The 19,403-nt window shown below is 69.7% G+C and carries 19 protein-coding genes; 7 read left to right on the top strand and 12 right to left on the bottom strand.

All coding sequences use genetic code 11. The features are described from left to right. The 12 genes from kdpB to pcaH form a co-directional block, all read right to left on the bottom strand. Positions 1–2,088 carry a potassium-transporting ATPase subunit KdpB gene (gene kdpB, locus IU449_RS21385; protein WP_195003901.1) on the bottom strand — a complete coding sequence of 696 codons (2,088 nt, stop codon included), beginning with the start codon at positions 2,086–2,088 and terminating at the stop codon, positions 1–3. Continuing rightward, entirely contained in the window at positions 2,085–3,785 is a 1,701-nt protein-coding gene (kdpA, locus tag IU449_RS21380) for a potassium-transporting ATPase subunit KdpA (RefSeq protein WP_195003900.1), read from the bottom strand. The genes kdpB and kdpA overlap by 4 nt, the downstream gene beginning before the upstream one ends. A 7-nt stretch (positions 3,786–3,792) precedes the next feature. After that, a complete protein-coding gene (kdpF, locus tag IU449_RS21375; protein ID WP_195003899.1) occupies positions 3,793–3,891 on the bottom strand; it encodes a K(+)-transporting ATPase subunit F in 99 nt (32 codons plus the stop codon). After that, a complete protein-coding gene (locus tag IU449_RS21370; protein ID WP_195003898.1) occupies positions 3,888–4,061 on the bottom strand; it encodes a hypothetical protein in 174 nt (57 codons plus the stop codon). The genes kdpF and IU449_RS21370 overlap by 4 nt, the downstream gene beginning before the upstream one ends. A gap of 448 nt (positions 4,062–4,509) precedes the next feature. Continuing rightward, the gene (locus IU449_RS21365; RefSeq protein ID WP_195003897.1) at positions 4,510–4,692 is read right to left on the bottom strand and encodes a hypothetical protein; all 183 of its coding nucleotides are present in this window, start codon (positions 4,690–4,692) and stop codon (positions 4,510–4,512) included. 179 nt (positions 4,693–4,871) lie between these two features. Continuing rightward, positions 4,872–5,537 (bottom strand): 3-oxoacid CoA-transferase subunit B, encoded by a 666-nt coding sequence (locus tag IU449_RS21360; protein WP_195003896.1) that lies wholly within the window; start codon positions 5,535–5,537, stop codon positions 4,872–4,874. Next, positions 5,534–6,232 (bottom strand): 3-oxoacid CoA-transferase subunit A, encoded by a 699-nt coding sequence (locus IU449_RS21355; RefSeq protein WP_195003895.1) that lies wholly within the window; start codon positions 6,230–6,232, stop codon positions 5,534–5,536. The genes IU449_RS21360 and IU449_RS21355 overlap by 4 nt, the downstream gene beginning before the upstream one ends. Then, positions 6,229–7,446 (bottom strand): thiolase family protein, encoded by a 1,218-nt coding sequence (locus IU449_RS21350; RefSeq protein WP_195003894.1) that lies wholly within the window; start codon positions 7,444–7,446, stop codon positions 6,229–6,231. The genes IU449_RS21355 and IU449_RS21350 overlap by 4 nt, the downstream gene beginning before the upstream one ends. Continuing rightward, positions 7,443–8,834 (bottom strand): 4-carboxymuconolactone decarboxylase, encoded by a 1,392-nt coding sequence (gene pcaC / locus IU449_RS21345; RefSeq protein ID WP_195003893.1) that lies wholly within the window; start codon positions 8,832–8,834, stop codon positions 7,443–7,445. The genes IU449_RS21350 and pcaC overlap by 4 nt, the downstream gene beginning before the upstream one ends. After that, complete coding sequence (locus IU449_RS21340) at positions 8,831–10,102, bottom strand: lyase family protein (protein ID WP_195003892.1); 1,272 nt, start codon at positions 10,100–10,102, stop codon at positions 8,831–8,833. Before IU449_RS21340 ends, pcaC begins: the two co-directional genes overlap by 4 nt. Continuing rightward, positions 10,102–10,659, bottom strand: a complete 558-nt coding sequence (pcaG, locus tag IU449_RS21335) for a protocatechuate 3,4-dioxygenase subunit alpha (protein ID WP_195003891.1) — start codon at positions 10,657–10,659, stop codon at positions 10,102–10,104. Before pcaG ends, IU449_RS21340 begins: the two co-directional genes overlap by 1 nt. Further along, the gene (gene pcaH, locus IU449_RS21330) at positions 10,656–11,444 is read right to left on the bottom strand and encodes a protocatechuate 3,4-dioxygenase subunit beta (RefSeq protein WP_195004117.1); all 789 of its coding nucleotides are present in this window, start codon (positions 11,442–11,444) and stop codon (positions 10,656–10,658) included. The genes pcaG and pcaH overlap by 4 nt, the downstream gene beginning before the upstream one ends. A gap of 83 nt (positions 11,445–11,527) precedes the next feature. Here pcaH and IU449_RS21325 point away from each other — a divergent pair, with 83 nt between their 5' ends. The 7 genes from IU449_RS21325 to IU449_RS21295 all read left to right on the top strand — a co-directional run bounded on the left by IU449_RS21325 (position 11,528) and on the right by IU449_RS21295 (position 19,402). Next, a complete protein-coding gene (locus tag IU449_RS21325) occupies positions 11,528–12,289 on the top strand; it encodes an IclR family transcriptional regulator (RefSeq protein ID WP_195003890.1) in 762 nt (253 codons plus the stop codon). A 65-nt stretch (positions 12,290–12,354) separates the two neighbouring features. Next, entirely contained in the window at positions 12,355–13,557 is a 1,203-nt protein-coding gene (locus IU449_RS21320; RefSeq protein ID WP_195003889.1) for a 4-hydroxybenzoate 3-monooxygenase, read from the top strand. Next, complete coding sequence (locus IU449_RS21315) at positions 13,554–14,243, top strand: HD domain-containing protein (protein WP_324188366.1); 690 nt, start codon at positions 13,554–13,556, stop codon at positions 14,241–14,243. The genes IU449_RS21320 and IU449_RS21315 overlap by 4 nt, the downstream gene beginning before the upstream one ends. A 46-nt stretch (positions 14,244–14,289) precedes the next feature. After that, positions 14,290–15,072, top strand: a complete 783-nt coding sequence (locus IU449_RS21310) for an IclR family transcriptional regulator (RefSeq protein WP_195003888.1) — start codon at positions 14,290–14,292, stop codon at positions 15,070–15,072. 119 nt (positions 15,073–15,191) lie between these two features. Beyond that, complete coding sequence (locus IU449_RS21305) at positions 15,192–16,451, top strand: cytochrome P450 (protein WP_228805461.1); 1,260 nt, start codon at positions 15,192–15,194, stop codon at positions 16,449–16,451. A 4-nt stretch (positions 16,452–16,455) separates the two neighbouring features. Beyond that, positions 16,456–17,559, top strand: a complete 1,104-nt coding sequence (locus IU449_RS21300; RefSeq protein WP_324188365.1) for a PEP/pyruvate-binding domain-containing protein — start codon at positions 16,456–16,458, stop codon at positions 17,557–17,559. A 25-nt stretch (positions 17,560–17,584) separates the two neighbouring features. Beyond that, complete coding sequence (locus IU449_RS21295; protein ID WP_195003886.1) at positions 17,585–19,402, top strand: PEP-utilizing enzyme; 1,818 nt, start codon at positions 17,585–17,587, stop codon at positions 19,400–19,402. Position 19,403: the final 1 nt, after the last annotated feature.

The raw sequence follows: 19,403 nt of genomic DNA, 5'->3' as shown, positions 1-19,403 counted from the left end.
TCACCCGATTCCCGGAACGAGGCGCACCACGAGGTCGATCAGCCAGATCCCGAGGAACGGCGTGATCACCCCGCCGACGCCGTAGACGAGCAGATTGCGGCCCAGCAGGGTGGCGGCGTCGGCGGGCCGGTACCGCACACCCCGCAATGCCAGCGGGATCAGCGCCACGATCACCAGCGCGTTGAAGATCACCGACGACAGGATCGCCGACTGCGGCGTGGCCAGGCCGAGGATGTTCAGCGCCGACAGCTGCGGGTAGAGGCCGCTGAACAGCGCGGGCAGGATGGCGAAGTACTTCGCCAGGTCGTTGGCCAGCGAGAAGGTGGTCAACGCGCCGCGCGTGATCAGCAGTTGCTTGCCGATCTCGACGACCTCTATCAGCTTGGTCGGGTCGGAATCGAGGTCGACCATGTTGCCCGCCTCCTTGGCGGCCGACGTGCCGGTGTTCATCGCCACGCCGACGTCGGCCTGGGCCAGGGCCGGCGCGTCGTTGGTGCCGTCGCCGGTCATGGCGACCAGCCGGCCCTGCCGCTGTTCGGCGCGGATGAGCGCGAGCTTGTCCTCCGGGGTGGCCTCGGCGAGGAAATCGTCCACCCCCGCTTCGGCGGCGATGGCCTTGGCGGTCAGCGGATTGTCGCCGGTAACCATGACGGTGCGGATGCCCATCGCCCGCAGACGGCCGAACCGCTGCGCCATTCCGGGCTTCACCACGTCGGACAGCTCGATCACTCCGAGGACGCGGGTGCCCGCCGCGTCGGCGCGCGCCACCACCAGCGGGGTGCCACCGATGCGGGCGATGCGGTCGACCAGGTCGGAGAGCTGTTCGGGAACCGGCCCGCCCCGGTCGCGCACCCAGACACGCACGGCATCGGCGGCGCCCTTGCGGACCAGCACCGGCCCCGCGTCGGCGCTGTCGATGTGGGTGTCGGGGCCGATGTCGAGGCCGCTCATCCTGGTGTGCGCGCTGAACGGCACGAACTCCGCATGTCGCTGCGTGGTGTCCAGCTCTGCGACGAGACCGAAACGCGCCGAGCACAATTCGACGATGCTGCGTCCTTCCGGCGTGCCGTCGGACAGGCTCGACAGCCGGGCCGCGGCGGCCAGTTCGGCCTCGGTGACGCCGGGCACGACGTGCAGGGTGGTGGCGCGGCGGTTGCCGAAGGTGATCGTGCCGGTCTTGTCCAGCAGCAGCGTGTCGATGTCACCCGCGGCCTCCACGGCGCGACCGGACTTGGCCAGCACATTGCGCTGCACCAGCCGGTCCATGCCCGCGATGCCGATGGCCGAGAGCAACGCGCCGATGGTGGTCGGGATGAGGCACACCAGCAGCGCGATCAATTCGACCGGGCCCTGTTCGACGCCCGCGTAGGTGCTCATCGGGCCGAGCGCGACGACGGCGAGCAGGAAGATGACCGTGAGTGCGGCGAGCAGGATGTTCAGCGCGATCTCATTGGGCGTCTTCTGCCTGGCCGCGCCCTCGACGAGCGCGATCATGCGGTCGACGAAGGTCTGGCCCGGCTGCGCGGTGATCCGCACGACAATCCGGTCCGAGAGCACGGTGGTGCCGCCGGTGACCGCGCACCGGTCGCCGCCGGATTCGCGGATCACCGGCGCGGATTCGCCGGTGATGGCGGATTCGTCGACGGTGGCGATGCCCTCGATCACATCGCCGTCGCCGGGAACGAGCTCCCCCGCCTCGACCACGACCAGGTCGCCGACCCGCAGGTCGGTGGCGGCCACCAGGTCCTCGCCGTGGTCGGTGACGCGGCGAGCGGTCATCTCCCGCTTGGTTTTTCGCAGCGTCTCCGCCTGCGCCTTGCCGCGCCCCTCAGCTACCGACTCGGCAAGGTTGGCGAACAGGACGGTGAACCACAGCCAGGCCGCGACGGACCAGGCGAACGCACTCGGCTCGACAGCCGCGGCCGCGGTGGTGATCACCGAGCCGACGAGCACGACGAACATCACCGGATTGCGCGCCATCCGGCGCGGATCCAGTTTGCCTACGGCGCCCGGCAGCGCCTCGGCGAGCTGTCGCGGCTCGAACCCTTGACGGCCCGCGCGGTGCGGCCGTTCGAGTAGCGATGTCATTGCAGTGCCTCCGCGATCGGTCCCAGAGCGAGGACGGGGAAGAAGGTGAGCGCCGCGACGAGGACGGTGGTGCCGGTGAGCAGACCACCGAAGCCCACGCCCGCGGTGGGAAGGGTGCCCGCGCTCGCGGGCGTGCGCTGCTGCGCGGCCAGTGAACCGGCCAGGGCGAGCACGAACAGGATCGGCAGGAATCGGCCGAGCAGCATGCAGATGCCCAGCGAGGACTGGAACCAGTCGCTGGTCACCGTGAGCCCGCCGAACGCGCTGCCGTTGTTGTTCGACGCCGAGGCGTAGGCGTAGAGCACTTCGGTGAAGCCGTGGATCGCGCCAGGCGTGCCGGGGTCACCGGAGTTGCCGAGGGCGCTCGCCGTCGCGGGCATGATCACCGTGATCGCGGTACCGACCAGTACCAGCGCCGGCATCACCAGCACCGACAGCGCGGCCAGGGTGATCTCGCGGCGGCGCAGCTTCTTGCCGAGGAATTCCGGGGTGCGCCCCACCAGCAGGCCGCCGACGAACACCGCGATCACCGCGAGGACCAGCATCCCGTACAGACCGCTGCCCACACCACCGGGCGCGATCTCGCCGAACAGCATGTTCGCCAGCACCGCGCCGCCGCCGAGCGGGGACATCGAGTCGTGCGCGGAGTTCACCGCGCCGGTACTGGTGCCGGTGGTGGTCACCGCGAACAGCGCCGACCCTGGGATGCCGAAGCGGACCTCCTTGCCCTCCATCATGGCTCCGGCGGCGGTCGCGGACGCTCCGCGCGCGCCGGATTCGGCGGCGAGAGTGACCGCGAGGACGCTGCCATAGATCACGGCCATCACCGCGAGGACCGTCAGGCCCTGGCGGCGGTTGCCGATCAGGGTTCCGAAGGTCCGGGTCAACGCGACAGGGATGAGCAGGATCGCGAGGATCTCGACGATATTGCTGACCGGCGTGGGATTTTCGAACGGGTGCGCGGAGTTGGCGGCGAGAATGCCGCCGCCGTTGGTGCCGAGCTCCTTGATCGCCTCCTGGGACGCGACCGGGCCGAGGGCCACCGACAGCGGCTGCCCGTCCAGGCCGGTGGCGGTGAAGCCGCTGCGATAGGACTGCACCACGCCCTGGCTCAACAGGATCAGCGCGACGACGAACGACAGCGGCAGCAGAACGCGCAACGTGCCGCGAGTGAGGTCGACCCAGAAGTTGCCGACCTCCCCGCCGCGCGCGCTGCGGGCGAAGCCCCGGATCAACGCGACGGCGACGCCCATGCCGACGGCCGCGGAGACGAAGTTCTGCACGGCCAGCCCGGCGGATTGGGTGAGCGGGCTCATCGTCGTCTCGGGGACGTAGGACTGCCAGTTGGTATTGGTGACGAAGGAGATCGCGGTGTTGAACGCGACCGCCGGGCTCACCGCGTCCAGCCCGTTGTTCAGCGGCAGCACGCCCTGAATCCGTTGCAGGACATACAGCAGCAGCACGCCGGCCAGCGAGAAGCCGAGCACGCTGCCCGCGTACCCGTACCAGGTCTGCTCGGCCCGCGGGTCGATGCGGGCCAGCCGGTAGAACAGCGACTCGACCCGCAGATCCTTCGACCGCAGATCGGTATCGGTGGTGTACACCCGGGCCAGATAGTCACCGAGGGGCACATAGACGAGCGCGAGGACTGCCACGACGAGCGCGATCTGCAGTCCCGCGGCGAGAGCGGGTGACATCGCGACCTCAGAACCTCTCCGGGTCGAGCAGCGCTGTCAGCAGGTAGACCACCAGTCCGAGCCCGATGAGCACCAAGGCCACACTCGTGACCCCCGCCCAGGTCATCGGCCCACCCCTTCGTCACCACCGGGCGCACGGTCGCCGGGACCGCGCGCGTCGTCGAGAACGTGGGCCGTCACGTCCCCGCTCGCGGCTCGCCCGTTGAGCGCGCGCAACACCAGCGCGCAGGCGAGGAAGCCCGCGAAGATCAACACCACGTAGGCGGCGTCACCCATCTGTAGTTCCTTGCGTCGAGACACGGACGCCGGTCGGCGTCCCGATGACACGATGCGGCGGAACCGACGGGGGATCGCCGATCCTGGCGGAATCTTGACGGGTGCTCGGGCAGTCCTTACGCGATCTTTACGGTCGAGGACGATTCGGGTCGGTTTCCCCTGTTGCGGGGGATCGCAACTTCGAGCGCGAGGGAACAATTGCCGGGCGATGGTAACCGGCGGCCATATCCGCCACACCGGATACGCACACTCCGACCGAATTCGGGGGCAGACATCCGTGGCGCTCGACCGTTTGTTTTCGATTTTTCCCGGGCGTCGAATCGGCAACTGTGTGCTGATTCCTCCGAGGTGAACCCCGGCCGCGGGCCGATGACCGAACCGACGATACGATTTCCGCTTATCGGTGGGTCTCGGCACCACAGGCCGGGGCTCGGTCGGTAGTCACCCCTCAGCCGATGCCCAGATCGATGCCGAACGTGAGCTGAAGCCACTTCGCGAATACCTCCAGGCCGGCTCCGAAGTCGAGACCGAAGGAACCCATAGCGCTCATCTCCTCGATGCGAATTTCCTGTTTCATGAACTGCCGGCCGAATACGATGATTTCCACCGGCAACCGGCGCTCTTCGATCACCGGTATGAGTTTCATCGTCGTCGCCGACCGAGGTGTTTCTGTCTCGGACAGAATTTCTGGCGGCCGGGCACCAACTACATCACCGGTATCGGCAGGTGCATTCCGGCACAAATTCGGTGAGCATCGGATGCGAATAAACGCGTTTGATCGTGGCGGTAACGGGAATACGGCGGCGGGTTTCAGGCCCGCAGAGCCGATCCGGTCCGGCTCCGCAGTTCGTCGAGGGAGATTCCGTAGGTCGACCGCACCCACACCCCGTCGCCGGTGATCTCGAAGACCGCGTGGTCGGTGTAGACGCGGCTGACGCAGCGCCGGCCGGTGAGCGGGTAGGTGCACTCGGCCACCAGCTTCGACGCCCCGTCGCGGGTGAACAGCGACATCATCACGAAGACCTGTTTCGCCCCGATGGCCAGGTCCATCGCGCCGCCCACGGCGGGGATCGAGCCGGGCTTGCCGGTGTCCCAATTGGCGAGGTCACCGTTCACGGAGACCTGGAAGGCGCCGAGCACGCAGACGTCGAGATGTCCGCCGCGCATCATGGCGAAGGAATCGGCGTGGTGGAAATAGGACGCTCCCGGCGTCTCGATCACCGGGACCTTGCCCGCGTTGATCAGGTCGGGGTCGATCTCGTCGCCGACGGCGGCGCGGCCCATACCGAGCATGCCGTTCTCGGTGTGCAGAACGATGCCCTGTTCGGGGGTGAGGTGGTCGGCGACCGTGGTGGGTTGGCCGATGCCGAGATTGACGAAGGCGCCGTCCGGGATGTCGACGGCGACCAGGGCGGCGAGTTCGTCCTTGTCCAGTGGACCGCGATCGGTGTGTTCGATTGTTCCTGAACGGTTCATCCTGCCGCTCCTTGCCTGGCGAGTTCGGTCACCCCGGCCAGGTGCACGACCCGGTCGACGAAGATGGCGGGGGTGACGATGTTCTCCGGGTCGAGTGCGCCGGTCTCGACGACCTCGCCGACCTGGACGATCGTCGTGCTCGCGGCGGTGGCCATGATCGGGCCGAAGTTACGTGCGGTCTTGCGGTACACGAGGTTGCCCATCCGGTCGGCGCGGTGGGCCTTGATAAGGGCGAAGTCGCCGCGGATGGGGTATTCGAGCACGTAGTCGCGACCGTCGATGGTGCGCTGTTCCTTGCCTTCGGCGAGGCTGGTGCCGACACCGGTGGGCGAGAAGAACGCGCCGATCCCCGCTCCGGCGGCGCGCAGGCGTTCGGCGAGGTTGCCCTGCGGGACCACCTCGAGTTCGATCCGCCCGGAGCGGTAGAGGTCGTCGAAGACCCAGGAGTCGCGCTGGCGGGGGAACGAGCAGACGATCTTGCGGACATTGCCGGTGGCGAGCAACGCGGCGAGTCCGTGGTCGCCGTTGCCCGCGTTGTTGTTGACGACGATGAGGTCTTTCGCGCCGTGACGGCGCAGGGCGTCGATGAGTTCCATCGGCTGGCCCGCGGTGCCGAAGCCACCGATCAGCACGGTGGCGCCGTCGGGGATGTCGGCGACGGCCTCGTCCGCGTCGGCCAGATGGGCAATGGTCACGCTGTCTCCTCGTTTCCCGAAGCAGTGCTTCCCGAAGCGGTGTTCTCGAGCACGACGGCGAGGCCCTGGCCCACGCCGATGCAGATGGCGGCCACGCCCCACCGGTGACCGCCCGCGCGCAGCACCGCGGCGAGCGTGCCCAGGATGCGGCCGCCGGACGCGCCGAGCGGATGGCCGAGGGCGATCGCGCCGCCTCTGGTGTTGACGATCTCCGGATCGACCTTCCACGCGTCGAGGCAGACCAGCGACTGCACCGCGAACGCTTCGTTGAGTTCGACGGCACCGACGTCGGACCAGCTGATCCCCGCTCGGGCGAGGGCCTTCTCGGCCGCCTCGACCGGGGCGTAACCGAAGCGGTGCGGCTCGACGGCGTGGATACCGCGACCGGCGATGCGGGCCACGGGTTCGCGGCCGATGCGGTTCGCGGCGGCGGCGGAGCCGAGCAGCACGGCCGAGGAGCCGTCGCTCAGCGGTGAGGCGTTGCCCGCGGTGATGGTGCCGTCCCCGCGGAAGGAGGGCTTCAGATTCGCCAGGGTCTGCGGGGTCGAATCGGGCCGGATGCTCTCGTCGCGCACGAGATCGACGCCGGGGACGCCGACGACCAGATCATCGTAGAAGCCGGACTCCCATGCGGCGTGGGCGGATCGGTGGGAACGCGCGGCGAATTCGTCCTGTCGCTCGCGGGAGACGCCGTGGATCTCCCGCAGCTGTTCGTTGCATTCGCCGAGCGAGACCGTCCACTCCTTCGGCATGGCCGGATTGACCAGCCGCCAGCCCAGTGTCGTGGAGACGAGTTCGGTATCGCCCGCCGGGAAGGCGCGTGACGGTTTGGGCAGGACCCAGGGCGCGCGGGTCATCGACTCGGCGCCGCCGGTGAGAACGATGTCGGCGTCGCCGGTCTCGATGGCGCGGGAGCCGATCATGGCGGCATCCAGCGAGGAGCCGCACAACCGGTTCACGGTCGTGCCGGGCACCGATACCGGCAGCCCGGCCAGCAGCGCGGCCATGCGGGCGACATTGCGGTTCTCCTCCCCCGCGCCGTTGGCATTGCCGAGCACGACCTCGTCGACGAGGGCCGGATCGAGGCCGGTCCGCTCGACCACCGCTCGCAGCGTGGCGGCGGCGAGGTCGTCGGTGCGGGTCTCGGCGAAGGCGCCTCCGAAGCGGCCGAACGGCGTGCGCACCGCGTCGTAGATGTACGCCTGCGGGGTCATCGGGGGTTCCTTTCCTCGGGTTCGGTCAGCGTCTCGCGCGCGATGCGGAAGGCGGTGTTGGCGTCGGGCACGCCGCAGTAGATCGCCGACTGCAGGATCACTTCCTTGATCTCGTCGTCGGTCAGGCCGTTGGTGCGGGCGGCGCGCAGGTGCATCGCCAGTTCCTCGTGGTGGCCGCGGGCGATGAGCGCGGTGAGCACGGCGACAGACCTGCTGCGGCGGTCCAGGCCCGGCCTGGTCCAGATGCCGCCCCAGGCGTAATCGGTGATGAATTCCTGGAATTCGCGGGTGAGATCGGTGATCGCCGCAGTCGCGCGGTCGACGTGTTCGTCGCCGAGTACCGCCCGGCGCACGGCCGTTCCGGCCGCTCTCCGGTCTGCGATCGTGACCGTGTCCGGGTCGGCGGCGGCGACCGGGCCGATGCTCGCAGGCGCGTCGGTATGCGCGACCGGACCTGTGCCCGCCACAGCTCCAGCGCTCTCGGGCGGACGGCTGTCCGGCGTGGTTTCGGCACCTGCGGCGCTCGCGGTGCGTGCGGCCGGATCGGCATCGGCCGGGCGCCCGCCACCCGTCGCCGGGCGAGGGCGCGCGGGTGCGATGCCCGCCGACTCCGCAATGACGCGGGCCGTGTCGCCCGGGGCTTCGACGGGGGCCAGGTGCGCGGCTCGGTCGAGGACCACGAGGCGGCCGTCGCGAACGCCATGGGCGAGTTCGGCCATAGCGGCGACCGGAGTGGCCCGGTCGTAGGCGCCCGCGAGGGCCACGACCGGGGTACCGATACGCCGGAGGTCGGCGCGCAGGTCGAAGGTCGCCAGGGCGTCGCACACCGCCGCGTACCCGCCCCGGTCGGCGTGCTGTAGCGAATTCAGCAGGGCCACGGTGGTTTCGGGGTGGCCTTCGATGAAGCCGGGGGCGAACCAGCGCTCGGCGGAGCCTTCCACCATGACCGGGGTACCCGCACGGCGGACCAGTTCCGCGCGCTCGCGCCACAGCGTCTCGTCGCCGATGCGCGCCGCGGTACAGACCAACACAGCGGTGGTGATACGGGCCGGGTGGTCGAGCGACAGCTGCAGGCCGACCGCCCCGCCGACCGAGACACCCGCGTAGACGAACGTGCCGCCGCGCTCGCCGCGCTCGGTGAGCACGCCGTCGACGAAAACCCGTACCCCTTCGGCGAGTTCGGCCATGGTGAATCCGTCGCCGACCCCTGCCGCGTTGTGGCCGTGGCCCGGCAGGTCCCAGCCGATCACCTGGAAGTGGTCCGCGAGGAGTTCGGCGGTGGACGACCACAGCGCCACGGCGGAGGTGCCGAGCGAGGGGCCGCAGACCAGCAGCGGCAGCTCGGCGCAGCCGCCCAGCTGCACACCGGTGATGGTGGGGATGGTCATCGCGTGCCTCCCGTGGCGGATCGAGCCCCCGCGAGAGGTACACGGGCGCGGCGGAGGATCTCGTCGATCAGGACATCGGCGCTGCCGAGGTAGTGGGCCGGGTCGAAGTCCGGTTCGGGCGGGTTGTCGACCAGCTCGCCGATACTGCGCTGTTCGGCGAGCAGGGCCGACCTCGCGACCTGGACCGATCGCGCCATACGGCCGGTGTCGACGTGCAGGCCGGCCAGGAGTTCGGCGGTCTGGTCGGCGGCGGTCACCGCGTGCCGGGCGAGCTGAGCCAGGGCGGGCCATTCGGTGTGCCAGGCGCCGTCGGGGCGTTCGTCCACGGCGGTGGCGGCGGCGAGATGGAGCTGGGCGGCCAGGCCGGGGGCGGTCAGTGCGGCCCGGCGGATGAGGACCGACAGGATCGGGTTGGCCTTCTGCGGCATGGTCGAGGAGCCGCCGCGCCCTCGGCCCGCTGGTTCGGCGAGTTCGGCGATCTCGGGGCGGGCGAGGATCAGCACGTCACAGGCGATGTGACCCCAGGCGTCGGTGGCTCTGGTGAGCGCGTCGGCGACGCGATTGAACGGGGTGCGGACGGTGTGCCACGGTGGTGTCCACGCGAGATCGAGCCGGGCGGCTGTGGAGCGGGCCAGGGCGAGGGCATCGCCGGTGCCGCCGGTGAGGCGCACCAATTCGGCGGCAGCGGCGAGAGTGCCTGCGGCGCCACCGATTTGGACGGGCAGGCGATCGTGGGCATCGCGCAGGTCGTCACGCGCTTCGAGGACGCCGTGCAGCCACTGGGCAACTTTGAGTCCGAAGGTGATCGGGACGGCGTGCTGGGTGAGCGTGCGCCCGGCCATCAGGGCGTCCCGGTGTCGTTCGGCGAGTTCGACGAGTGCTTCGACCTGCCGGTCCATGAGTGCGAGCACGGCGTCGGCGGCGCCGCGCAGACCAAGCGCGAGGGCGGTGTCGAGCACGTCCTGACTGGTCAGCCCACGGTGGACCCATCGCGCGGCGTCGGGATGCGCGGCGGCCAGCTGGTCACGCAGCATGCTCACCAGCGGGATGACCGGGTTGCCGCCCGCTTCGGCCGCCACGGCGAGCGCAGCGGCGTCGATATCTCCCACGACCTCGCCGAGATCGACGGCAGCCGGGGCAGGGGCGACGCCCGCTTCGGACAGGGCCGCCAGCCAAGCGGATTCGACCCGCACCAGGTCGCGGACGAACTGTGCGTCGGAGAAGTGGTCGCCCGCCCGGTGGTCACCGGGCCACAGCAGGTCCGGCATCAGCGGTCCCCGTAGTCGAGGAAGACGGTCTCGTCGGGGCCCTGCAGGTGGATGTCGAAGACGAAGCCGTGCTCGTCGGCACGGGTTACCAGGGTGGCGCGACGCTCCTCCGGCAGGGTCGACAGCAGCGGGTCGGCGGCTGCGGCCCGGTCGTCGAGCGGCAGGTAGGCGCGGGTGAACAGCCGGTGCAGCAGGCCGCGGGCGAAGACGGTGATCGCGAAGAACGACGCCCGGCCGGGTTCGGTCGCGCCGGGGCGCACGGTGGTGAAGCAGTAGTGGCCGGTGTCGTCGACCGGGGTGCGGCCGAACCCGGTGAACGTCCAGCCGTCGCGGGCGCGGGAACCCTCGACCTGCGCGACATTGCCGTTCTCGTCGGCCTGCCACAGTTCGATGAGAGCGTCGGGAACCGTCTCGCCCGCGCCGTCGAACACCGTGCCGTGCAGGCGAATCGCCCGAGGATGACCGGCGGGGACCAAGTCGCCGCCACCGGCGAAGGGCAGGGCGTAGCCGAAGAACGGGCCGACGGTCTGGCCGGGGGTGGGTGCGAGCCGGCTCATGCGGTCTCCTCCATCGGGGTGCGGTGGCTGCCGGTCAGGACGATGTCCCAGGTGTAGCCTGTGGCCCACTCGTGGCGGGTCACGTCGTGGTCGTAGGTGGCGACCAGGCGCGCGCGGGCGGCCGGATCGAGGATGGACTGGTAGATCGGGTCCAGCGCGAACAGCGGGTCACCCGGGAAATACATCTGGGTCACCAGGCGCTGGGTGAAATCGGTGCCGAACAGCGAGAAGTGGATGTGCGCGGGCCGCCAGGCGTTGTGGTGGTTCTTCCACGGGTAGGGTCCGGGCTTGATGGTGGTGAAGCTGTAGCGGCCCTCGCGATCGGTGAGGGTGCGGCCGACGCCGGTGAAGTTCGGGTCGATCGGGGCCGGATGCTGGTCGCGTTTGTGGATGTAGCGACCGGCGGCGTTGGCCTGCCAGATCTCCACGAGCTGGTCGCGCACCGGGCGGCCGTCGCCGTCGAGCACCCGGCCGGTCACGATGATCCGCTCGCCGACGGGCTCGCCGGTGGCCTGGATGGTCAGATCCGACTCGAGACGGGCGACATCGCGGTGGCCGAACACCGGGGCGAACAGTTCGATGGTCTCCGGGTCGGCGTGGTGCGGGTCCTTGGTCGGGTGGCGCAGCAGGCTGCTGCGGTAGGGGGCGTAGTTCAACCGGGGCTGGTGCTCGACGGTTGCCGCGGCAGCGTACTCGGCGCTGATCACGGCCATTTCCGCATTCATCTGTGCCTGGCTCGCCGACGCCGAATCCGGGTCGGGCAGCGGGGCCGGGGGCGTCTGCATGCTCTGGGTCACAGGCCGTACCGTAGCCCCGGCCACCCGGCACCGACTTGCCTGTTCTTCCACTGAGCGGAAGGATGTTCGCCATGGCAGGCAACTCCGGCCGGCCCGGACTCTCCGTCACCAGCCGCGCGCTGGCACTCCTGGGCGCCTTCGACCAACGCCACCGGCGGCTCACCTTGACCGAACTCGCCGATCGCGCGGACCTGCCGTTGCCGACCGCGCACCGGCTGGTCCGCGAACTGCTCGCCTGGGGCGCGCTCAGCCGCACCGAGTCCGGGCACTACGTCGTCGGGCGCAGACTCTGGGACATCGGGCTGCTCGCGCCCGTGCAGTCGAGCCTGCGCCAGATCGCCTCGCCGTATCTGCACGACCTCTACGGCGCGACCCTGGCCACCGTGCATCTGGCGGTCCGCGACGGCAGTGAGGTGCTCTACGTCGACCGGCTGTCCGGGCACGCCTCGGTACCCGTGGTCAGCACGATCGGTTCCCGGCTGCCGCTGCACGCCACGGGGGTCGGCAAGGTGCTGCTGGCGCACGCACCCGAAGAGATCAGGGCCGCGGTCCTCGCCCACCTGCCCCGCATCACCCCCTACACGGTGAGCCAGCCCGGCGCGCTGCGCCGCCAGCTCGACAACGTCCTCGACGACGACTACGCGACCACCGTCGAGGAGATGAGCCTCGGGGCGTGCTCGGTGGCCGTCCCGATCCGATCGGGCGAACAGGTGGTGGCGGCCCTGGGCGTCGTCGTGCCCAGCCTCGACCGGGAGCAGGCGAGGCTGGTCAGCGCCCTGCACGTCGCCGCGCGCGGGATCGGGCGCAGCATCCCCGGTCCGATCACCGACTGAAGCGAGTTCCGCTGAGCGGAAGAGTGCCGTGGTAGCGACGCTCGCCATGAGCCCAGAATTCCGGCATGTCCCCCTCACGCACCCACAGTCGCACCCAGATCGCCATCGTCGGCGCGGGCCCGGCTGGGCTCATGTTGTCCCACCTGCTGGCCCGAGCCGGGATCGACTCGGTGGCCGTCGACGTCCGCGGCCGCGAAGAGATCGAGCAGACCCACCGCGCGGGCATTCTCGAACAGGATTCGGTGGATCTGCTGGTCGACACCGGCGTCTCGGACCGGGTGCACCGCGACGGCTACCGGCACGACGGCATCGAACTGGCCTTCGGGGGCGGCGGCCATCGCATCGACTTCACAGCCCTGGTCGGCGCGTCGACCCAGCTCTATCCGCAGACCGATGTCTTCATCGACCTCGCCGACGCCAGGGCACGCGACGGCGGTGACGTCCGGTTCGGCGTCACCGACGTCTCCGTCGGCGATCTCACCTCTGACGCCCCCGTCGTGCGTTTCACCGACGCGGACGGCTCCGCCCACGAGATCCGCGCGGACTTCCTCGTCGGCGCGGACGGCTCGCGCAGCCTGTGCCGCCACGAGGTGCCAGAAGACCGGCGCCGGCAGTACTTCCGCGAATACCCCTTCGCCTGGTTCGGCATCCTCGCGCAGGCGCCGCCGAGCTCGCCGGAGCTGATCTACAACCACTCCCCCCGCGGCTTCGCGCTGATCAGCCAGCGCACCGAGACGCTGCAGCGCATGTACTTCCAGTGCGACCCGTCCGAGAACGTCGAGGACTGGCCCGAGGACCGGATCTGGGCGGAACTGCAGGCCCGCGTCGGCGCCAACGGCTACTCCCTGATCGAGGGCCCGATCACCTCGCGCAGCGTGCTCCCGTTCCGCAGCTTCGTCCAGGAACCGGTGCACTACGGCAGACTCGTGCTCGCGGGCGACGCCGCGCACACCGTGCCGCCGACCGGGGCCAAGGGCCTCAACCTCGCCCTCGCCGACGTGCGCATCCTCGCCGAGGAACTCGAACGCGCGCTCGCCGCGAAGGATCTCGCGCCGCTGGCCGTCTACAGCGAGCGCGCCCTCAGCAGGGTGTGGAAGGCCCAGCACTTCTCGTACTGGATGACCGCCATGCTGCACACGCTGCCCGAGGCCACCCCGTTCGACGTGCGCAGGCAGATCGGCGAGCTGGCCTCGGTCACCGGCTCCACCGCCGGATCGACCTACCTCGCCGAGGCCTACACCGGCTGGCCGGGAGGTCGCCGACCGTGACACTGCCCCGCTTGAGGGCCGACGCCAACCACCTCGGCGCGGACGTCACCGGTTTCCTCCCCGACCCCGCGAGCGTGCCCGGCACCGCGGGCTTCCGCTCCGAGGACGACGCGATCTGGCGGCAGGCCGTCGAGCATCTGCATGTACGCAGCAACGACGTCCACACCGTCTACTCCTACGGTCTGGCCACCGCGCTGTGCGACCTGCACCCGCAAGCCGACCGCGATATCGTCCTGCCCGCGATCATCCTGCACGACACCGGCTGGTCGAGGGTGCCCGAAGCCGAGGTCCTCGAGGCCATCCGCCCCGGCGGCGGCCGCAAGGATCTGGTCGTCGCGCACGAGAAGGCGGGGGCCGAGATCGCCGCCAGGATCCTGACCGAGCTGGGTCACGATCCCGCGAAGACCAGCGAGATCGTCGCGATCATCGACGGCCACGATTCCCGGCTCACCTCGCTGTCGCTGGAGGACTCACTGGTCAAGGACGCCGACAAACTGTGGCGGCTCACCCCGCACGGCGTCGACACTGTGATGAACTGGTTCGGGCTGACCCGGCAGCAGGCGCACACGCTGATCGGCAGCCGAGTGCACGACCATCTGTTCACCGACGCGGCACGGATCGCGGCCAGGGCCCTGGCCGCGATAGCGACGACGGACAGCACTCCGCAGCGGTTCGCGCTGGGCTGAGCCACCAGCGATCCGCGCGACAACAGCCTGGACCGAGGAGACGGCGATGCGAGGTGACGGCCGGACGGTGACCTCCAAGGCGCTGGCCTTGCTCGCCGCCTTCGAATCCGGACCCAATGCCCTGTCCCTGAGCGACCTGGCCGAGTTCGCCGACCTGCCGCTGCCCACCGCGCACCGGCTGGTCGGCGAACTCGTCGAATGGGGCGCGCTCGAACGCGACAGCCAGGGCCGCTACACCGTGGGCCTGCGCCTGTGGACCGTCGCCCAGAACGCGGGCCGCCATCTGCGCGACACCGCCCGCCCCTACCTGCAGGACCTGTTCTCCCTGACCCACGAGACCGCGCACATCGCCATCCGCGACGGCGACGAAGCGCTCTACATCGACCGCATCTACGGCTCGACCCGCGTCCCCCGCGCCTCCCGCGTCGGCGGCCGCCTGCCCCTGCACGCCACCGCCGTGGGCAAGGTGCTGCTCGCCTACGAAGAGGACTGGGTGCGCGAGGCCTACCTGGCCCACCGGCTCGAGGCGACCACCAAACACACCCACGTCAATCCCGGCCGGCTGGCCGCCGAGCTGCGCAGGGTGCGCGACGAGGGCTACGCGACCACGCAGGAAGAGGTCAGGGAAGGCTCCTGCTCGATCGCGGTGCCGGTGCGCCTGGACCCGCAGCCCGCGGCGATCGGGCTGGTCCTGCTCTCCGCGCACGCCGCGACGATGACCCGGTACCTGCCGACCCTGCGCGGCATCGCACAGCGGATCGAGGCCGCCGCCGCCCGGCCGCAGCCCAGCCTGGCGCGCTTTCCCAGCCGAGGACGACGAACCCCCTGATCAGGGCAAGACCCGAGCCACTTCCGTCCAACGGAAGCGCCGCCTGTACTCGCGCAGTGACGCGGAGCACGATGAGGTGACCGTCACACAGCGGTGCGTGACACATGACAGGAGGCGTGATGACGTCGACACACAGCCCGGCCGATACGGCCACCGGCTGCCCGGTCCACCACGGCTACGAGCCCTTCGCCCAGAACGACCCGTTCCCCGCCTATGCCGCGCTGCGCGCCGAGGAGCCGGTGATGTTCGACGAGCGCATCGGCTACTGGGTGGTGACCCGCTACGACGACATCAAAGCCGTCTTCGGCGACTGGGAGACCTTCTCCTCCGAGAACGCCCAGGCGCCGGTGCGCGAACGCGGCCCGCAGGCGAAGCGGATCATGGATGAGGGCGGCTTCACCGCCTACTCGGGACTGTCCGCACGAGTCCCCCCGGAACACACCAGGATTCGCAAGGTCGCCGCGAAGGCGTTCACCCCGCGCCGGTACAAGGTGCTCGAACCGCAGATCCGGGCCAATGTGGTGCGCCTGCTGGACACCATGCTGGCCCGCCCGCAGCGACGCGGCGATCTGGTCCGCGACCTGGCCTACGACGTCCCCACCATCACGATTCTCACCCTGATCGGCGCGGACGTGCACCAGATCGACACCTTCAAGCGCTGGTCGGACTCCCGCGCCGCGATGACCTGGGGCGATCTGTCCGACGACGAGCAGATCCCGCATGCCCGCAATCTCGTCGAATACTGGGCCGAATGCCGCAGGCTCGTCGCCGAGGCCCACGAGACCCGACCCGACAGCCTGGTCGGCGACATGGTCCGCATGCAGTCCGAGGGCGATGAGATCACCGACCACGAGATCGCCTCGCTGTGCTACTCGCTGCTGTTCGCCGGGCACGAGACCACCACCACCCTGATCTCCAACGCCCTGCGCGTGCTGCTCTCGCACCCCGGCCAGTGGCAGCGGATCGTCGCCGACCCCGGCCGCATCCCCGCCGCCGTCGACGAGGTACTGCGCTACAGCCCCTCCATCGTCGGCTGGCGGCGAAAGGCCCTGCGCGAGACCGAGATCGGCGGTGTGGCCATCCCTCAGGGTGCGAACATCCTGCTGCTGATGGGCTCGGCCAACCGCGACGAAACCCGCTTCGACGACGCCGACACCTTCGACATCGACCGGCCCAACGCCCGCGAGCACCTGTCCTTCGGCTACGGCATCCACTACTGCCTGGGCAACATGCTCGCCAAACTCCAGACGAAGGTCGCGATCGAAGAGGTCGCCCGCCTGGTGCCCGGCCTGCGCCTGGCCGACGACGCCGACATCCGCTTCGGCGACAACCTGTCCTTCCGCGCGCCCGTCGCGGTTCCGGTCACCTGGGAGGTCTGACCCCGTGAACGCCCACCCCGACAACACGGACTACATCGTCTTCTTCGACAGCGGCCACGAGCCGACCCTGGCACTGCTCGGCGGCAAGTGCGCCTCGCTGGTCTCGATGACCTCCGCGGGCATGCCCGTCCCGCCCGGATTCGCCATGACCACCGCCGCCTACGACGCCTTCGTCACCGGGACCGGCCTGCGCGAGAAGATCAAGGCCGCGCTCGCCGAGATCGACCCCGACGACGTCGCCTCCATCGACCGCATCTCCGCGAAGATCCGCGCCGCCATCGAATCCCGTGACGTCCCCGAGGACATGCACGGTGTCTTCCGCGCCGCCTACGACGAGCTGATGTCGCGTTTCCCCGGCGGCGAGGTGCCGGTCGCGGTGCGCTCGTCGGCGACCGCCGAGGATCTGCCCGACGCCAGCTTCGCCGGCCAGCAGGACACCTACCTGTGGCTCACCGGCTACGAGAACGTCCGCGAGCACGTGCGCCGCTGCTGGGCCTCGCTTTACACCAGCCGCGCCATCACCTACCGGCTGCGCAACAACATCCCCGAAGAAGATCTGTCGATGGCCGTCGCCGTGCAGAAGATGGTCAACGCCCGCGCCTCCGGTGTCGCCATGACCCTCGACCCGTCCAACGGCGACCGCTCCAAGATCGTCGTGGACGCCTCCTGGGGTGTCGGTGAGATGGTGGTCTCCGGCCAGGTCACCCCCGACAACATCCTGCTCGACAAGGTGATGCTCGCGATCGTGCGCCAGCACATCGGCGACAAGCACGCCGAACTCGTGCCCGACCCGGCCACCGGCGCACTCGTCGAACGCGAGGTCGAGGCCGAACGCCGCGAGGTCCGCTGCCTGTCGGATGTCGAACTGCAGGCCGTCGCCGCCATGGCCAAGCGCGCCGAGAAGCATTACGGCTGCCCGCAAGACATCGAGTGGGCGCTCGACGCCGACCTGCCCGACGGCGAGAACCTGCTGCTGTTGCAGTCGCGTCCGGAGACCGTGCACTCCGTCGCGACGCCCGCCGCTGTCGTGGCCGCCCCCGTGGCGTCGCCTTCCAAAAGCTCCACCGGCTTCTCCTTCTCCGGCCTCGCCGCCCTCAGCCGCCGCTGAATCGAACTCCCGCAAAGGAACATCCATGACCGTCGAGCAGACAATGAAGTCTTTCCCGAAGCCCTCGGAGATCGAGGTGCCCGCCGGAGCCGAGGGCTGGGAGCAGCTCTACCCCTACAACCTCGTCTTCGACAACGCCCCCGGCGGCGACGAGAAGTTCTGGTTCTGCGACAGCCAGCACTGGCCCACCGTGTTCAAGCCCTTCGAGACCATCGGCGGCGAATTCGCGGTCAAGTGCCTCGGCCAGTACAACACCCGCCACCTGCTCATCCCGCCGGCCAACGGCATCGAGTTCAAGATCCACCTCGGCTACCTGTACATGAGTCCTGTCGCCGTGCCCGAGGATCAGATCGCCGCCCGCGTACCGGAATTCGAGCGCCGCGCCGGTCACTACTTCCAGAACTGGGATGTCCTGCTCGACGCCTGGCGCGCCAAGGTGCGCGCCACCATCGACGAGATGGAGACCCTCGAGTTCGCCGCGTTGCCCGACGCCGTGCCCTTCGACGACATCGTCTCCGGCAAGGCCATGGACGGCTCGCAGGTGCTCATGGAGAACTACGACCGGCTGATCGCCCTGCTCTACCGCAACTGGCAGTACCACTTCGAGTTCCTGAATCTGGGCTACCTCGCCTACCTCGAATTCTTCGGCTTCTGCAAGGAAGTCTTCCCCGGCATCCCCGACCAGGCCATCGCCAAGATGGTGCAGGGCGTCGACATGGAGCTGTTCCGGCCAGACGACGAACTCAAGAAGCTCGCCGTCATGGCCGTCGAGATGAACCTGCAGGCCGCCTTCACCGACACCGACGACGTGGCGGGCACGCTGGAGGCGGTGCGCGCCGCGGGCGGCGGGGAATGGCTCGCCGCCTACCAGGCCGCCCAGGACCCGTGGTTCAACTTCACCGTCGGCAACGGCTTCTACGGCCACGACAAGTACTGGAAGGAACACCAGGAGATCCCGCTCGGGTTCATCGCCGACTACATCCGCCGCGTCGACGAGGGCCAGAACATCATGCGCCCGGTCGAGGAACTCGTCGCCGAGAAGGACCGCATCGTCGAGGAGTACCGCGACATCCTCACCGAGGACCTGCGCGAGCAGTTCGACGCCAAGCGCGGCCTCGCCGCCACCGCCTACCCCTACGTCGAGAACCACAACTTCTACATCGAGCACTGGACCATGGGAGTGTTCTGGCGCAAGGTCCGTGAGCTGGGCCGGGTCTTCACCGACGCGGGCTTCTGGTCCGACCCCGCCGACATGCTCTACCTCAACCGCAACGAAGTCCGCGACGCCATCTTCGACCTGGTGACCGGCTGGGCCGTCGGCGCGGAAGCCACCGGCCCGTACTACTGGCCCGCCGAGATCGAACGCCGCCGCGGCATCATCGACGCGCTGAACACCCGCCGCCCGCAGCCCGCCCTGAACACTCCGCCCGCCGAGATCACCGAGCCGTTCACGATGATGCTCTACGGCATCACCACCGAACAGGTTCAGCAGTGGCTGGCAGGCGAGGACACCGACGACGGCGCCATCACCGGCATGGCCGCTTCCCCCGGCGTCGTCGAGGGCCGGGCGCGCGTGGTCACCTCCGCCGATCATCTCTCCGGAGTGCGCGACGGCGAGATCCTCGTCGCCACCATCACCGCGCCGTCGTGGGGCCCGATCTTCGGCAAGATCAAAGCGACGGTCACCGACATCGGCGGCATGATGAGCCACGCCGCCATCGTCTGCCGCGAATACGGCCTGCCCGCGGTCACCGGCACCGGCTCGGCCTCCACGACCATCAGGACCGGCCAGCTCATCCGCGTCGACGGCAACACCGGCCGCGTCGAGATCCTGGAGAGCTGAG

It is taken from the genome of Nocardia higoensis, from assembly GCF_015477835.1.
Taxonomy (GTDB): Bacteria; Actinomycetota; Actinomycetes; order Mycobacteriales; family Mycobacteriaceae; genus Nocardia; species Nocardia higoensis_A.
Note: the sequence above shows the minus strand (reverse complement) of the source record. Positions and strands in the feature narration are given on the sequence as shown.

Coding starts and splice junctions, on each gene's coding strand:
- IU449_RS21320 (WP_195003889.1), top strand. CDS start 12,355: ATGTCCCCCTCACGCACCCACAGTCGCACCCAGATCGCCATCGTCGGC.
- kdpB (WP_195003901.1), bottom strand. CDS start 2,088: ATGACATCGCTACTCGAACGGCCGCACCGCGCGGGCCGTCAAGGGTTC.
- pcaC (WP_195003893.1), bottom strand. CDS start 8,834: ATGACCATCCCCACCATCACCGGTGTGCAGCTGGGCGGCTGCGCCGAG.
- pcaH (WP_195004117.1), bottom strand. CDS start 11,444: ATGCAGACGCCCCCGGCCCCGCTGCCCGACCCGGATTCGGCGTCGGCG.
- kdpA (WP_195003900.1), bottom strand. CDS start 3,785: ATGTCACCCGCTCTCGCCGCGGGACTGCAGATCGCGCTCGTCGTGGCA.
- pcaG (WP_195003891.1), bottom strand. CDS start 10,659: ATGAGCCGGCTCGCACCCACCCCCGGCCAGACCGTCGGCCCGTTCTTC.
- IU449_RS21325 (WP_195003890.1), top strand. CDS start 11,528: ATGGCAGGCAACTCCGGCCGGCCCGGACTCTCCGTCACCAGCCGCGCG.
- IU449_RS21360 (WP_195003896.1), bottom strand. CDS start 5,537: ATGAACCGTTCAGGAACAATCGAACACACCGATCGCGGTCCACTGGAC.
- IU449_RS21295 (WP_195003886.1), top strand. CDS start 17,585: ATGACCGTCGAGCAGACAATGAAGTCTTTCCCGAAGCCCTCGGAGATC.
- kdpF (WP_195003899.1), bottom strand. CDS start 3,891: ATGACCTGGGCGGGGGTCACGAGTGTGGCCTTGGTGCTCATCGGGCTC.
- IU449_RS21305 (WP_228805461.1), top strand. CDS start 15,192: ATGACGTCGACACACAGCCCGGCCGATACGGCCACCGGCTGCCCGGTC.
- IU449_RS21340 (WP_195003892.1), bottom strand. CDS start 10,102: ATGCCGGACCTGCTGTGGCCCGGTGACCACCGGGCGGGCGACCACTTC.
- IU449_RS21310 (WP_195003888.1), top strand. CDS start 14,290: ATGCGAGGTGACGGCCGGACGGTGACCTCCAAGGCGCTGGCCTTGCTC.
- IU449_RS21370 (WP_195003898.1), bottom strand. CDS start 4,061: ATGGGTGACGCCGCCTACGTGGTGTTGATCTTCGCGGGCTTCCTCGCC.
- IU449_RS21350 (WP_195003894.1), bottom strand. CDS start 7,446: ATGACCCCGCAGGCGTACATCTACGACGCGGTGCGCACGCCGTTCGGC.